Annotated in this window: 14 protein-coding genes; 6 read left to right on the top strand and 8 right to left on the bottom strand. The window is 65.8% G+C overall.

Annotated features, from left to right (window positions below):
- The first annotated feature begins 293 nt into the window (after positions 1-293).
- On the top strand, positions 294-1577 hold the full coding sequence (gene gltA, locus HNP46_RS25945; RefSeq protein WP_184594752.1) for a citrate synthase: 1284 nt from the start codon (positions 294-296) through the stop codon (positions 1575-1577).
- 227 nt (positions 1578-1804) lie between these two features.
- Here the strand turns inward: gltA and HNP46_RS25940 are convergent, their stop codons facing one another.
- The 3 genes from HNP46_RS25940 to HNP46_RS25930 all read right to left on the bottom strand — a co-directional run bounded on the left by HNP46_RS25940 (position 1805) and on the right by HNP46_RS25930 (position 5104).
- A complete protein-coding gene (locus tag HNP46_RS25940) occupies positions 1805-2410 on the bottom strand; it encodes an START domain-containing protein (protein ID WP_184594773.1) in 606 nt (201 codons plus the stop codon).
- Positions 2411-2577: 167 nt separating this feature from the next.
- Positions 2578-2832, bottom strand: a complete 255-nt coding sequence (locus tag HNP46_RS25935) for a YkgJ family cysteine cluster protein (RefSeq protein WP_054907940.1) — start codon at positions 2830-2832, stop codon at positions 2578-2580.
- Between the two features lie 22 nt (positions 2833-2854).
- A complete protein-coding gene (locus HNP46_RS25930) occupies positions 2855-5104 on the bottom strand; it encodes an alpha-glucosidase (RefSeq protein WP_184594750.1) in 2250 nt (749 codons plus the stop codon).
- Positions 5105-5174: 70 nt separating this feature from the next.
- Between HNP46_RS25930 and HNP46_RS25925 the strand changes: the two genes are divergently transcribed.
- Positions 5175-5516, top strand: coding sequence for a DMT family protein (locus HNP46_RS25925; protein ID WP_024765477.1), 342 nt, complete (start codon positions 5175-5177; stop codon positions 5514-5516).
- A 63-nt stretch (positions 5517-5579) separates the two neighbouring features.
- Here the strand turns inward: HNP46_RS25925 and HNP46_RS25920 are convergent, their stop codons facing one another.
- Positions 5580-6569, bottom strand: coding sequence for an NAD(P)-dependent oxidoreductase (locus HNP46_RS25920; protein ID WP_311771841.1), 990 nt, complete (start codon positions 6567-6569; stop codon positions 5580-5582).
- Between HNP46_RS25920 and HNP46_RS25915 the strand changes: the two genes are divergently transcribed.
- Together HNP46_RS25915 and HNP46_RS25910 are read left to right on the top strand one after the other, a co-directional pair.
- Entirely contained in the window at positions 6561-7112 is a 552-nt protein-coding gene (locus HNP46_RS25915) for an exonuclease domain-containing protein (protein WP_184594746.1), read from the top strand. The two genes, HNP46_RS25920 and HNP46_RS25915, sit on opposite strands and share 9 nt — an antisense overlap.
- A 110-nt stretch (positions 7113-7222) precedes the next feature.
- The gene (locus HNP46_RS25910; protein WP_184594744.1) at positions 7223-7504 is read left to right on the top strand and encodes a pyrimidine/purine nucleoside phosphorylase; all 282 of its coding nucleotides are present in this window, start codon (positions 7223-7225) and stop codon (positions 7502-7504) included.
- A 199-nt stretch (positions 7505-7703) separates the two neighbouring features.
- Here the strand turns inward: HNP46_RS25910 and HNP46_RS25905 are convergent, their stop codons facing one another.
- Together HNP46_RS25905 and HNP46_RS25900 are read right to left on the bottom strand one after the other, a co-directional pair.
- A complete protein-coding gene (locus HNP46_RS25905; protein WP_184594742.1) occupies positions 7704-8627 on the bottom strand; it encodes a CobW family GTP-binding protein in 924 nt (307 codons plus the stop codon).
- The gene (locus HNP46_RS25900; protein WP_184594740.1) at positions 8624-10372 is read right to left on the bottom strand and encodes an amidohydrolase; all 1749 of its coding nucleotides are present in this window, start codon (positions 10370-10372) and stop codon (positions 8624-8626) included. The genes HNP46_RS25905 and HNP46_RS25900 overlap by 4 nt, the downstream gene beginning before the upstream one ends.
- A 112-nt stretch (positions 10373-10484) precedes the next feature.
- Between HNP46_RS25900 and HNP46_RS25895 the strand changes: the two genes are divergently transcribed.
- The gene (locus HNP46_RS25895; protein ID WP_184594738.1) at positions 10485-11531 is read left to right on the top strand and encodes an AraC family transcriptional regulator; all 1047 of its coding nucleotides are present in this window, start codon (positions 10485-10487) and stop codon (positions 11529-11531) included.
- Positions 11532-11948: 417 nt separating this feature from the next.
- On the opposite strand, the gene HNP46_RS25890 is transcribed toward HNP46_RS25895, so the two are convergent.
- Entirely contained in the window at positions 11949-12365 is a 417-nt protein-coding gene (locus HNP46_RS25890; RefSeq protein ID WP_184594736.1) for a VOC family protein, read from the bottom strand.
- A gap of 17 nt (positions 12366-12382) precedes the next feature.
- Complete coding sequence (locus tag HNP46_RS25885) at positions 12383-12808, bottom strand: YciI family protein (protein WP_184594734.1); 426 nt, start codon at positions 12806-12808, stop codon at positions 12383-12385.
- 241 nt (positions 12809-13049) lie between these two features.
- Between HNP46_RS25885 and HNP46_RS25880 the strand changes: the two genes are divergently transcribed.
- Entirely contained in the window at positions 13050-13697 is a 648-nt protein-coding gene (locus tag HNP46_RS25880; protein ID WP_184594732.1) for a hypothetical protein, read from the top strand.
- Positions 13698-13744: the final 47 nt, after the last annotated feature.

The raw sequence follows: 13744 nt of genomic DNA, 5'->3' as shown, positions 1-13744 counted from the left end.
TCACCTTCGGGAGTGACAACCACCAATCATCAAGGCCGGACGGCCCTTGGCGGCTGGTCGCCGAGTATAGACAGTTAGGCCCCTAATGACAACGGAAAGACCTCCACCTAAGGACTAATTGCCGCACCCCCATAAAAGGCGTAAACAGGCAAATTTTTCCGGCAAAACAGAGGCTTGGAGAAGCCAAACTTCTCCGATTGTGCAAATTGACATTCGGATTTATCTCTCTATAGTGGTGCGGGCCCTGCGTGGGGGGTCGTACAGATGATTTCAAGCATAAATAGGAGGCCATCATGGCTGACAAAAAAGCGCAGTTGATCATCGAGGGCGCTGCCCCCGTCGAACTGCCTGTCCTCTCCGGCACGCTGGGTCCCGATGTCGTCGACGTGCGGGGCCTGACCTCCACGGGTCACTTCACTTTCGACCCCGGCTTCATGTCCACTGCCTCCTGCGAGTCGAAGATCACCTACATCGATGGTGACAAGGGTGTCCTGCTGCACCGCGGCTACCCGATCGAGCAACTCGCCGAGAAGTCCGACTACCTGGAAACCTGCTACCTGCTGCTCAACGGCGAACTGCCCACTGCCGAGCAGAAGGAAAAGTTCGTCGGCACCATCAAGAACCACACCATGGTTCACGAGCAGCTGAAGACCTTCTTCAACGGTTTCCGCCGTGATGCGCACCCGATGGCCGTGATGTGCGGCGTGATCGGTGCCCTCTCCGCCTTCTATCACGACTCCCTGGACATCAATAATCCGAAGCACCGGGAAGTCTCGGCGCATCGTCTGATCGCCAAGATGCCGACCATCGCTGCCATGGTGTACAAGTACTCCAAGGGCGAGCCGATGATGTACCCGCGCAACGACCTGAACTATGCAGAGAACTTCCTGCATATGATGTTCAACACCCCTTGCGAGACCAAGCCGATCAGCCCCGTGCTGGCCAAGGCCATGGACCGCATCTTCATCCTGCACGCCGACCACGAGCAGAACGCCTCCACCTCCACCGTGCGTCTGGCGGGCTCCTCGGGTGCCAACCCGTTCGCCTGTATCGCCTCGGGCATCGCCGCCCTGTGGGGACCGGCCCACGGCGGTGCGAACGAAGCCGTTCTGCGCATGCTGGACGAGATCGGTGACGTTTCGAACATCGACGCATTCGTGGCCAAGGCCAAGGACAAGAACGATCCGTTCAAGCTGATGGGCTTCGGCCACCGCGTGTACAAGAACTTCGACCCGCGCGCCAAGGTCATGAAACAGACCTGCGACGAGGTTCTCCAGGAGCTGGGCATCAACGACCCGCAACTGGAACTGGCCATGAAACTGGAAGAAATCGCCCGCCACGATCCCTACTTCGTGGAGCGCAACCTCTACCCGAACGTGGACTTCTACTCCGGCATCATCCTCAAGGCCATCGGCATTCCGACCAGCATGTTCACCGTGATCTTCGCCCTGGCACGTACCGTGGGCTGGATCTCGCACTGGCAGGAAATGCTCTCCGGCCCGTACAAGATCGGCCGTCCGCGCCAGCTGTACACCGGCGCCACCCAGCGCGACTTCGTGGACCTCAAGGCCCGCTAAGCGCTACGGCGTACGAAAAGAGGCCGCCTTCGGGCGGCCTTTTTTATTGCCCGTACTCTGCGGCGCTCACCCTTGTCGTAGGAGCGGACTCCGTCCGCGATAGGCCAGCAGCACGCTGAAATCAATCGCGGACAGAGTCCGCTCCTACGAACAGCCCAACCATGCCGCGCAGGAAAGAAAAAGCCGCCCGAGGGCGGCTTTTTCATGGAAGGGAACCAGGCTGCCGATTACTTCTCGGCCGCAGCGCGCAGGCCCTTCAGGGTGTTCATCGGCGCATCGACCACGAAGCTGTTGGCCAGCCAGGACGGGATGCTGCCGCCCGGCTCGGTCTGCACCTGGTAGGTCACTTCGGTGACGCCGGCGCCTTTGGGTACCAGCTTCCACTCGCCGATCAGCTTGGGCACGCGGATTTCGCCCTTCTCTTCCGGGATGTAGCTCGGTTCGGCCTTCAGGTGACGGATCAGGCCGCCGTCGGCGGTCTTCTCGGTGGTCACGTGGATCACCACGTCGCGGCCGGTCACCGGCCAGGGCATGTCGATCTTCGAGTAGGTCCAGGAATCGTCGCCTTCATGCTTGAGCAGGCGCATCTCGGCGCAGGCGTGGATCCACTTGCAGGAGCCGGCCACGTCTTCCTGCAGGGCGTTGATCTTGGCCACGTCGGCCTTGATGTCGACGACGCCACGGTAGGCCTTGTACTTGGAGCCTGCCACGGGGCTGAGGAAGACCTTCACGCCGTCCTCTTCCTTCTCCAGCTTCCAGTCATCCGCCAGGGCAGTACCGGCAAAGCCCATCACGGCAGTGGCCAGCAGGGTCATACGCAATACACCACGCATCGTCATACCTCTCTTTATTCTTGATCTTGTGGGGGCAGGCCATTGCCGTTGCCCCGTCGCAATCCGCGGTCTTGAGCGGCTTGGGGCGCCAGTATGGACCGCGAAAACGTGACTTCCAAGTCACAGCAGGCAAGTCACAGCGGGCAAGTCACGCCGGGCCAGTTACATCAGGCGGCGGTGATGCGTTCCCACTCGGTGAGTATCTGCAGCGCCTGCTCGTTGCTGCTGCCGCAGGCGTCAGCGTCCGCATCGAAGGCCGCACAGACCTTTGGACGCCGCGAATCGCCGAATAGTTTGCACAGATTGCGTTCGTCCAGCTGCACGCAGCGCACGCCCGCCGGCTTGCCGTCGGGCATGCCGGGGATGGGCGAGGAAATCGACGGCGCTATGCAGCAGGCGCCACAGCCGATACGGCATTGCATGGAGGAACTCTCGACAGGTCAATCACGGACTGGAGCGCAGCAGCCCCTGCTCGCGCAGGGCTACCACCAGCTTTTCGCCCTCGGCCGAACCGGCTCGGTAGAACACCGCAGGCTCGCCAATGGGCGCAGGGACATCCACCGTCCCGCCGGCCGCGACCTCGAAGGCCGCGCCGCTCCACAGATGCACCCAGCGGCCCGCGGGCAGCGCCACGTTCAGACGCTGCACGCCAGGCTCCAGCGCCGGGGCCACCAGAAATTGGTCGCCGAGCATATAGCTCGTCGGCGTTTCCGCCAAGCTCGCCGGATCAGCGGGGAACTCCAGCCACAGTGGACGCACCAGCGGCCAGCCGTGCTGCGCGGCTTCTGCCATCAGGCGCTGGCGGTAGGGCGCAAGCTCGCGAAAGACCGTGGCGAAGCGCTGCAACTGCGCCACGCTGGCCGGCGTGCTGTAGGCCTGCACGTTGTCGTCCGGGCGGTTGCCCTCGTGGGTGCGCAGCAGGCTGGTGAAGGCGGAGAACTCCATCCAGCGCAGCAGCAGTTCCTCGCTGCGGTGGTAGTTCCTGATCGGACTGCTGATGGTGGTGTAGCCGCCGGTATCGCTGTGATTGAGGCTGAAACCGGACACGCCACCGGAGAGCAGCCCCAGCAGCGCACTGTGCAGGCCATCATCGGCGTCCCAGGTCACCAGCTGGTCGCCCAGCCACAGGCTGGTAGTCAGGCCGGGGCTGCGGCTGTAGGCGGAGCGCATGAAGAACAGCAGGTCGCCGGCGCCCTCCTCGTCCACCAGTTGCCGGTTGAGCTGCGCCCACAGCTCCGGATAGCGATTGTGCACCGCCGAAGCAGGCTCACCCGACGCCAGGCGGGCCTCGTAAGGCAACGCCTCGCCGAAGTCGGCCATCCAGCCGGAGAAGCCGGCACCGAGCATTTCCTCGCGCATCACCCCGCGCAGCCAGTCGGCAGCCTGGGGATTGGTCAGGTCGACCAGAGCGGCGCTGAAGCTGGTGTTCTGCAACAGCAGCGGTTGCCCCTGCCCGTCGCGGGTCAGGTAGCCGTGCTCCAGCGCTTCGCGGTAGAGATTACGGGTCGCCCCGCCCTTCTCCGCCGTGTCCACCAGGAACGGATTCACATAGGCCAGGCTGCGGATGCCCTTGGCGCGCAGCTCGGCATTGAAGGCGGACCAGCCCGGATAGCGCTCGCTGTCCAGCACCCAGTTCCACCACAGCTGCTTGCCGAAACTGGTGGTGCGCTGGCCGACCCAGTCCTGCACCCAGACGCCGGCCAGCGGCACCTTCGCCTGCTCCAGTTGGTGGACGATCCCGCGCACTCGCTCGGTGCCACCCTGCAGGCCGAGGATCGCGCCCTGCTGGGTCCAGGCCGGCAGCGGCGGCATGCGCCCGACCACCGAGCTGTGTGCCTCGATCAGCTGCTTGGGGCTGCTGCCTTTATAGAAGTGGGCCTGGAGCTTGCTGGCATGCACCTCCAGCGCCACGCGCTGGTCGTCGCGCAGGTCGAAGACCTGGTAGTCCGACGCTTCGCTGAAGAAGCCGTGCAGGTCCGAGGTGAGATAGAAAGGTACCGGCGCGTAGGTCGTCCACCAGTCACCACCGGCGCGTGCGCTCAGGTCGGCAGCCAGGGTGATCGGCTGCAGGCCGCGGCCGACGCCCTGTTCCTGCACCAGGATGGGCAGGCGTCGTCCGCTCAGGTCGAAGCGGGTGAACTGCTCGCCGAAACCGTGGAACTGCTCGTCGGCTTCCCGCGCCCAGGCCAGGTAAAGGCGGTTCAGCGCCGGATCGCCCAGGCTGACGTCCATCACCACGCCACGCTCGCCGTCGGCACGCAGCGCCACGGTGTAGGGCACCTGCCGGCCATCGGCGCAACCCAGGGCTCCGGAAATCAGCAGACGCTCCGCTTCGGCACGCACGCCCTGCAACTGTTGCTGGCGGCACAGCAGCTCACGGTGCTCACGGATGAACATCGCGCCACGGTGCTCCTCGGCGTCGACGCGGCCGATGCCGGCGGCCAGGAAGCCGCCGCGACTCTGCCACAGCGTCTGCGCGGGATGCTCGCCCGCGCGCAGGGCGAAGGACTCGCCGTCCCAGTCCAGGCGGTAGGCACCCAGCTGCCAGTGCCCGGGCGCAGCCATCGTCGGCGCCACCGACAGCTCGGCCCAGACCGGCCGCTGCTGCCACCATTGCCAGCCTTTCCAGCCACCGACTGCGAGCATCCCCAGCACCAGCAACGCAGCAACGCCGCGCAAAACGAACCTGATCAATTCCCCGCCCCTTGGCTGTCGTGCGGCGCTCCACTAGGCTCAGGCACAGTCCCCCACTGGAGCCTCTGCCATGCCGGTCTGGCTGCAAACCGCTTTTCTTCTGTGCCTGTCCAACCTGTTCATGACCTTCGCCTGGTACGGCCACCTGAAGACGCTGAACAGCAAGCCTTGGATCATCGCGGCGCTGGTCAGCTGGGGCATCGCACTGTTCGAGTACCTGCTGCAGGTGCCGGCCAACCGCATCGGCTACACGGTGATGTCGGTGGGGCAACTGAAGATCATGCAGGAGGTCATCACGCTGGCGGTGTTCGTGCCGTTCAGCGTGTACTTCATGCAGCAGCCACTCAAGCTCGACTACCTGTGGGCCGGACTGTGCCTGCTGGGCGCGGTGTACTTTATCTTCCGCGCCTGAGGCGGACAGGAGCAGCGCACGACGATCTCTGCGACCGATGGCGCCACCTGCGGGGAGAGGCAATCAGGACTCGGGCGGGTCCTGCAGGCGGGTGATCAGGCTGGAGGTGTCCCAGCGCCCGCCACCGGCGGCCTGCACCTCGGCGTAGAACTGGTCCACCAGCGCCGTGACTGGCAGCTGCGCGCCGTTGCGGCGAGCCTCGTCGAGGACGATCCCCAGGTCCTTGCGCATCCAGTCCACGGCGAAGCCGAAGTCGAAGCGCCCTTCCAGCATGCTCTGGTGGCGGTTCTCCAGCTGCCAGGACTGCGCCGCGCCCTTGCTGATCACTTCCATCGCCGCCAGGCCGTCGAGGCCGGCGCTCTGGGCGAAGTGCAGCGCCTCGGACAGCCCCTGCAGCAGACCGCCGACGCAGATCTGGTTGACCATCTTGGTCAACTGGCCGCTGCCCACCGGCCCCATGCGCCGCACCATGCGCGCGTAGGTGGCGATCACCGGCTCGGCACGGGCATAGATATCCGCGTCGCCGCCGACCATCACCGTCAGCGCGCCATTCTCGGCGCCGGCCTGGCCGCCGGATACCGGTGCATCGAGGAAGCCCAGCTCGCGCTCGGCCGCCGCCACCGCCAGCTCGCGGGCCACTTCGGCCGAGGCCGTGGTGTGGTCCACCAGCACGGCACCCGGCTGCATGCCGGCCAGGGCGCCGTCCTCGCCCAGCACCACGCTGCGCAGGTCGTCGTCGTTGCCGACGCAGCACATCACGAATTCCGCCCACTGCGCCGCTTCGCGCGGGGTCGCGGCGGTCTGTCCGCCGAACTGTCTGCTCCACTGCGCCGCACGGCTGGCGGTGCGGTTGTAGACGCAAACCTCATGGCCTTCCCGGGCCAGATGCCCGGCCATGGGATAGCCCATCACGCCCAGGCCGATGAATGCCACTTTCGCCATCGTGTTCCCCTTGTTCTTGGAGCGAATCAGCCTAGCACAGCGGTTTGCCGGTCCTGCAAACGCCTTCCATACTCGATCCGAACCCAACCACGAGCACCGACTATGCCCCACTGGCTGGTGATCGACCTGGAAGCCACCACCGAGGAAGGCGGCTGGCCGGTCGAAGAAATGGAAATCATCGAGATCGGCGCCAGCCTGGTGGCCGAGGCCGACGGTCGCGAGCTGGACCATTTCCAGCGTTTCGTCCGTCCGCAGCGGCGTCCGCTGCTGACCAGTTTCTGCCGCGAACTCACCCACATCACCCAGGCCAACGTCGATGCCGCCGCGCCCCTGCACGAGGTCTGGCCGCAGTTCGAGCGCTGGCTGGCGCAGCACAGCCCGCGGCTGGTGGGCTGGACCAGCTGGGGCGACTACGATCGTCGCCAGCTCGAACTGGAGTGGCGCCGGCAGAAACTCGACAGCCACCTCGCCCGCGTGCCGCACATCAACCTCAAGCAGCGCTTCGCCGAGGCCCGCCAGCTCAAGCGTCCGGTCGGCCTGAACACCGCCCTGCACCTGGCCGGCCTGAATTTCCAGGGCCAGCCGCACCGCGCCCTGGAAGACGCCCGCAACACCGCCCGCCTGTTGCCTCTGGCCCTGCCGGTCGCCGGTTAGTTCCGGCAATTTTCGCTGACCGCACGGTCGCTCGCCGCGCTCTAGTGACGGGGCCTGCGGCCTTGGGCATACTGGCCAGCCATTTTTCACCCCTCTGGCAGGAGAAGCCCATGTTCAAGGTCAACGAGTACTTCGACGGCACCGTCAAATCCATTGCCTTCGAGATGACCGCAGGCCCCGCCACCATCGGCGTGATGGCCCCCGGCGAATACGAATTCGGCACCAGCCAGCTGGAAGTGATGCACGTCGTCGCCGGCGCGCTGACCGTCAAGCTGCCGGGCAGCGACAGCTGGGAAACCTTCGAAGGCGGCAGCCACTTCACCGTGCCGGCCAACAGCAAGTTCCAGCTGAAAGTCGCCCAGGACACCGCCTATCTCTGCGAATACCGCTGAGTTCGGCGCGTCATGAAAAACCGGCCCTGGTGGCCGGTTTTTTATTGCCCGCGAAAAGGCCGGGCGAACTCTCGGCGCTCAGGCCAACCCTCTGCCAGAGGATAAAGGTTGATTCGCATGCATGGCCGAGGGTAGGAGCGGACTTTGTCCGCGATTGGGTCCGCATCGAGCCGGAATCCATCGCGGACAGAGTCCGCTCCTACGAAGAGCTGAAGCAAGTGCGCAGGCCGGCCTCCAGATCGGCCCGCAACCCCGCATCCTTCTCGGCGATGAATACCAGCCGCGAGCCCTGTGCCGCCTCGGCCGCCGTCGCCGGGCGCAGCTGGTAGCGTCCACCCACAAACTGCAGCCACAAAGCGCCCTCCTGTCCTTGCAGGCGGATCAGTCCCTTGAGCCGCAGCAGCCCACGCGGCAGGTTTTCCAGCCAGTGCTTGAGCCGCGCCCCTGCGAAGACCGCCTCGCCCTTCCAGCTCCAGCTGTCGAACAGCTCGCCATGGTCGACGCCTTCCTGCCCGTGAGGTCGCAGCTTGCGCGAGGGCTCGCCCAGCAGCAGCTCATCGGGAATCTGCGCCTGGATGGTCTCCAGCACCCGCGGGCCACGGCCGAAGCGCTCGCGCTGGGCAGCCAGCTCAGCGGCCTGCAGCAGGTCGCACTTGTTCAGCAGCAGCAGATCGGCAGCCGCCGCCTGCATGCGCTCCAGCCGCGCATACTCGCCTTCCAGCGGCTCGCGGCGGGCGGCGTCGACCACCGTCAGTACGGCATCCAGGTGCAGGCGCCGGCGCAGTTTCGGATAGCCCAGCGTCTGCACGATGCGCTGCGGGTCGGACACGCCGCTGCACTCGATCACCACCTGCTCCAGCGGCGGATGCATATTCGCCAGGCGTTCCAGTTGCGCCAGCAGGTCGTCCTGCACGGAGCAGCAGATGCAGCCGTTCTCCAGGCTGTAAACCGCCTCGGTCTGCTCGGCGATCATCCCGGCATCGATGTTCAGCTCGCCGAAGTCGTTGACGATCACCGCCAGGCGCCGGCCTTCGCAGCGCTCCAGCAGGTTGCGCAGCAGGGTGGTCTTGCCGGCGCCGAGAAAGCCGGCCACCACCGTCACCGGAATGCTGGCGGAGTTCATGCGTTGACGCCTTCGATGCGCGGCGGTTCGCCCTGCCACACCGCAGCCAGGGCGGTATCGCTGAACTGACCGATGCGGTCGTAGACCGGGCGGCCCTCGACGAAGGTCAGCTGCACTTCGGTGCGGTGGATGTAATTGCGCGCCGGCTGTTCGAAGAGGTTGCGGTCGAGCACGATGAAGTCGGCCGACTTGCCTGCCTCCAGGCTGCCGGTGAGTTTCTCCAGGCCCATGGCGTAAGCGCCATTGAGGGTCGCCACGCGGATCGCCTGCTCCAGGCTGATCGGCTCGCCGAAGCAGGCCGGGTCGTCGTTCCACGGATTCTGCCGGGTCACCAGGGTTTCCAGCGCCAGCCAGGGGTCGATGGACGCCACCGGCCAGTCGGTGCCGAACACCGCGATGCCGCCGGCAGCCAGCACGCCCTTGAAGTCGTAGATGCGCTTCAGACGATCCGGGCCATAGCCGGAGCGCGCGCCACTGGCGAAGGGCGTCGGGTACCAGGCCGCCGGGGAAAACTCGGCGATCACCTCCAGCTCGCGGAAGCGCTTGAGGTTGCCCGGATGCAGGATGGTGCTGTGCGCGCATTGGTGGCGCACGCCGCTGAAGCCATTGCGCCGGCGCGCTTCGGCCACGGCATCGAGGAACACGTCGGAGGCCGCATCGCCGGTGCAGTGGGCGATCACGCGGATGCCACGGCGGTCCATGTCCACCACCATGTCGGTGATGTGCTCGGGGGTCAGGTTGAGCTTGCCGCGCCACGCGTCCTCGCCCGGCCAGGGCGTGATGAGGAACGAGGAGCGCGGCTCGACGGTGCCGTCGAAGTGGAACTTCACCGCGTTCGCCGACAGCCGCGCGCTGCGGTAGTAGTGGCGCTCGCCGGCGAGCAGCTCCCAGCGGCGACGCACCGGGAAGATGTCGTCCTGCCAGCTGATCGCCGCCTCCACGCGCAGGGTCAGTTGCCCGGCGTCATCGAGGTACTTGAGCGCGTCCAGGCGGTTCTCGCAGACGTGCAGGTACTTGGCCGCGGTAACCCCGCGCGAACTCTGGAAGTGCACGCCTTCGCGGTAGGACTGGCGCAGCACCTTGGCCGGGGTCGGCGGCATGGCGGCGTGGATCAGCGCATAGCCGCCGTCGATCAGCAGGCCGTTGGGTTCGCCGGTCAGCTCGTCGCGCTCCAGGTAGCCGTTGCGCGGGTCGGGGGTGCTGGCGTCGATGCCGGCCAGTTCCAGCGCGCGGGAGTTGACCATCATGGTGCCCCACATGCGGTCGAGCAGCGCCACCGGACGGTCCGGCAGGATGCTGTCGAGCCACTCGCGGCCCGGCTTCAGCCCCGCTTCGCGGAAGGTGTAGCGCACCCAGTACTGGCCGTAGACCCAGCCGTCGCCCGGGTGGCTGGCGGCATAGTCGCGGATCGACTTGGCCAGCTGCTCGGGAGTCGGGTCCTCGATGCCGACGTCGAGGTCGTCGGCGTAGCGCGGGTTCAGCGCCAGGTCCGGGTGGGTGTGCATGTCGTGCAGGCCGGGCATGCAGAACGCGCCTTCGAGGTCGCGCACCAGGGTGTCCGGGCCGATCAGGTGTTCCATCTCCTCGTGGCGCCCCACCGCCAGCAGCCGGCCATCACGGATGGCCACGGCCTCGGCCCAGGGCTGGGCGGGGTCGAGGGTGTAGAAACGGCCGTTGTGCAGCAGCAGGTCGGCGAAACGGTCGGTGGGGGAATTGGAGGAGCGGAAGCGGTCCGGAGCGGTCATGGGTAGCCCTTGTTGTTCTTGTCCGTGGAGGCAGTATAGGGCTCGGCTTTTGCTCGTTGACTAGCATAAGATGACAACTCGCTAGCACCAGACGACAGCTTGAGAGAGCGCCATGCCGACCGCCTCCTTTGACATCGATTACGCCGCGCGCCAGCTGTTCCGCCACTTCCTCGACGAGTGGCGCGCCCGTCCTGCCCTGCCGGCGCTCGCCCCCCTGCTGGGCGGGCTGGGCTTACCGGTGACCGGCGAGGCATCCGCTGCCGAGATGAACTTCGCCCGCTATTACCGCCTGCTGCAGCAGGCCGCCGGGCTGCTTGGCCCGAGCGACTTCTTCCTGCGCCTGGGCCAGCGCTACAACCTCTACGACCTCGGGGTGATCGGCTACGCGCTGATCAGCGCGGCCAACCTGCGACGTTCCTGGGATATCTCCCTCGGCCAGCCGTCGAGCCTGATGCCCCACCCGATCCACACCCAGCGCGAGGAGGTTGGGGAGCACATCCGTCTGACGCTGCAACTACCGCCTTTCAGCGAGGTGGAGCGCATCGCCCTCTGCGAGGAATGGCTGAGCAGCACCTGGCGCTGGCTGTGCCAGCGCTTGCCGGACCTGGAACACTGCACCGGCATGCAGCTCCGCCTGCCCTATCCAGCACCGGCGCACGCCGCCTTGTATACCGCGATATTCCCCGGCCCCAGCCAGTTCAACGCCGAGCAGGCGGAGCTGTGGATGCCCAGGGAATTCCATGACCGCCCCTTCTCCACCGCCAACCCTTCAGTGAGCCGGCTCTGCCAGGCCCAGGGCGCGGCGACGCTGGCCAGCTTCGAGCGCGGCCCGGCGTTGCCGGACGATGTGCGCTACTTCCTGCTGCAGAATGCGCGCATACCGTTGCCGGACCTGGAGCAGACCGCCGCCTGGCTGCGCCTGCCGCCGCATACGCTACAGCGCCGGTTGCGCGAGCACGGGCTGACCTTCAAGGGAATAGTGCTGGAGGTGCGCATGGCGCTGGCCCAGCGCTACCTGCTGGCCAGCCGGATGGCCTTGCAGGAGATTGCCTTCCTGCTCGGCTATGAACACGTCACCAGCTTCCACCGGGCTTTCCTGCGGTTCACCGGGACGACGCCGGAGCGGTTTCGTGCAGCGGGTGGGATTGTGCCGGAGTGAAGCGATCGCGGACGGAGTCCGCGATTGGCCCGACGAGGCGTCTAGCCGTAGGGCGCATAACCTGGAACAGGTTATCCGCCGTCACCCTCCCGGCGGATAACGCTGTCGCGTTATGCGCCCTACGGGCTGCTCGGCTATGAACACGTCACCAGCCTCCACCGGGCTTTCCAGCGGTTCACCGGGACGACACCGGAACGGTTTCGTGCAGCGGGTGGGGTTGTGCCGGGGTGAAGCGATCGCGGACGAAGTCCGCTCCTACGCACGGAATGGTTCCCGTAGGAGCGGACTCCGTCCGCGATTGGCCCGACAATGCGTCTAGCCGTAGGGCGCATAACCTGGAACAGGTTATCCGCCGTCACCCACCCGGCGGATAACGCTGACACGTTATCCGCCCTACGGACCACGAAGAACTGCCGATCAGGCCTCCTTCTCGCAATTGATCATCCACGGCACCCCGAAGCGATCTTCCAGTGCGCCGAACAGCTCGGCCCAGAAGGTCTTGTCCAGCGGCATGGTGACCTTGCCGCCCTGGCCCAGGGCTTCGAAGATGCGCCGCGCCTCGGCCTTGGAGTCCACATTGAGGGTGATCGACACGCCTTTCACCCCTTCGTACTTGCCGCATTCGGGCGAAGCATCCGAGCCCATCAGCACATGGCCGCCCACTTCCAGGCGGACGTGGATGATGCGTTTCTTCAGCTCCTCGGGCATGTTCTCGCAACCCGGTGCGTCGGAGAAACGCATCAGCGCCGGCAATTCGCCGTGCAACACCTCAGCGTAATAGCAGAAGGCTTCTTCGCAGTTGCCGTCGAAGACCAGGTAGGCATTCATCAACATGGCGGTATCCTCCAGGTTCAGGATTTGCTGGCGATTTCGGCGCGCAGGCGCTCTTCCTGTTCGCGCAGCTCGGGGGTGAATTCGGCGCCGAAGTCCTCGGCCTCGAAGATCTGCCGGATCTCGATCTCGGACTGCCCGTCGAAGGGATTGGGCGAGCGCTTGACCCAGTCGATGCATTCCTGCAACGAGGCAGTCTGCATGATCCAGTAGCCGGCGATCAGTTCCTTGGTCTCGGCGAACGGCCCATCGAGCACCTGCCGCGACGCACCATCGAAGCGCACCCGCGCACCCTTCACGCTGGGGTGCAGACCTTCGCCGGCCAGCATCACGCCGGCCTTCACCAGCTCCTCGTTGTAGGCCCCCATGGCGGCGAGCAGCTCTTCCTTGGGCATGACACCGGCTTCGGAGTCGGCGGTGGCTTTGACGATCACCATGAAACGCATGGTCTTTCTCCTCTTGTTGTGATTATCAGCGTGGCGGCCGGTTGTTTCCGGTTCCTGACAGATAGTCGAAGGGCGTGACGGCAGATCGACAAGCCACGCAAAATAATTTTCAGGCGGGGCTACGGGGGCTTTGAGCATAGGTCGCGCCATGCCCTGCAGCCGGCGAAATCGGAAAATTCGCTATGGACGTTCCCGGCGCGCACCGTTAGAAGGTGCCGCTCCACAGACTCCCGGCGCCCCCATGCAGGTCCAGCTCATCCCCGTCATCGAATTGTTCCACCTGGTCGACTCCGTCCCAGTGCCGCCCGTGGGGCCTTACTGGGAGCAGGTGGAGAGCTGGCGCGAGTTCCACGAGCGCTCTCTGCAGGCCCAGGGTTTCGGCCCAAGGCTCAGACCCTATCTGCCGGGCAGTGCCTTCCATCGTCTTGGCGAGCTGAGCGACGCGGACATCGCCAGGCTGATCCGTCTGCACTGCGAAGCAGGGCTGAAGGCTGCAGCGGACTGGCAGGCGGTTGGCCCCCTGCCTGGCGGCTATGTCCTGCGGGTAGGCAGCCTGGACGTGTTGTTCCCGCAATGCTGCAGCGACCTGGGCGACCTGCAGAGCTGGAAGCGCATCGCCGCCGGCAAGGGCGCCTACCTGTACAGCGGCCACCCCTCGCCCGACATCAACCAGCACAACCAGTCCGTCAGCTTCGACTTCAACGGCCCGGGCGAAACCTTCGTCCCGCCACCACCGCTGCACTCGGTGACCGTGCCACTGAGCGACCTGACCCGCGCCGTGCACGCTGCCGATCGCGAGCTGAGGGTCTTCGCTGCGCGCCTGGAACTGGTCAATGCCGAGCAGGCGCTGAACGTCCCCGACATCGCAACCCTGCTCCTCGGGCACTGAGGCCTGCGCTCTGGACAGCGCGGCCGCCGCTCCCTATGGTCTGAGCT

Source organism: Pseudomonas nitroreducens (assembly GCF_014204515.1).
GTDB lineage: Bacteria > Pseudomonadota > Gammaproteobacteria > Pseudomonadales > Pseudomonadaceae > Pseudomonas > Pseudomonas nitritireducens_A.
This window is presented reverse-complemented; position numbering and strand designations above follow the sequence as displayed.

Excerpts from the sequence above, each read along its gene's own strand:
- gltA (WP_184594752.1), top strand. The coding sequence starts at position 294 with ATGGCTGACAAAAAAGCGCAGTTGATCATCGAGGGCGCTGCCCCCGTC.
- HNP46_RS25940 (WP_184594773.1), bottom strand. The coding sequence starts at position 2,410 with ATGCGTGGTGTATTGCGTATGACCCTGCTGGCCACTGCCGTGATGGGC.
- HNP46_RS25935 (WP_054907940.1), bottom strand. The coding sequence starts at position 2,832 with ATGCAATGCCGTATCGGCTGTGGCGCCTGCTGCATAGCGCCGTCGATT.
- HNP46_RS25925 (WP_024765477.1), top strand. The coding sequence starts at position 5,175 with ATGCCGGTCTGGCTGCAAACCGCTTTTCTTCTGTGCCTGTCCAACCTG.
- HNP46_RS25915 (WP_184594746.1), top strand. The coding sequence starts at position 6,561 with ATGCCCCACTGGCTGGTGATCGACCTGGAAGCCACCACCGAGGAAGGC.
- HNP46_RS25910 (WP_184594744.1), top strand. The coding sequence starts at position 7,223 with ATGTTCAAGGTCAACGAGTACTTCGACGGCACCGTCAAATCCATTGCC.
- HNP46_RS25905 (WP_184594742.1), bottom strand. The coding sequence starts at position 8,627 with ATGAACTCCGCCAGCATTCCGGTGACGGTGGTGGCCGGCTTTCTCGGC.
- HNP46_RS25900 (WP_184594740.1), bottom strand. The coding sequence starts at position 10,372 with ATGACCGCTCCGGACCGCTTCCGCTCCTCCAATTCCCCCACCGACCGT.
- HNP46_RS25895 (WP_184594738.1), top strand. The coding sequence starts at position 10,485 with ATGCCGACCGCCTCCTTTGACATCGATTACGCCGCGCGCCAGCTGTTC.
- HNP46_RS25890 (WP_184594736.1), bottom strand. The coding sequence starts at position 12,365 with ATGTTGATGAATGCCTACCTGGTCTTCGACGGCAACTGCGAAGAAGCC.
- HNP46_RS25885 (WP_184594734.1), bottom strand. The coding sequence starts at position 12,808 with ATGCGTTTCATGGTGATCGTCAAAGCCACCGCCGACTCCGAAGCCGGT.
- HNP46_RS25880 (WP_184594732.1), top strand. The coding sequence starts at position 13,050 with ATGCAGGTCCAGCTCATCCCCGTCATCGAATTGTTCCACCTGGTCGAC.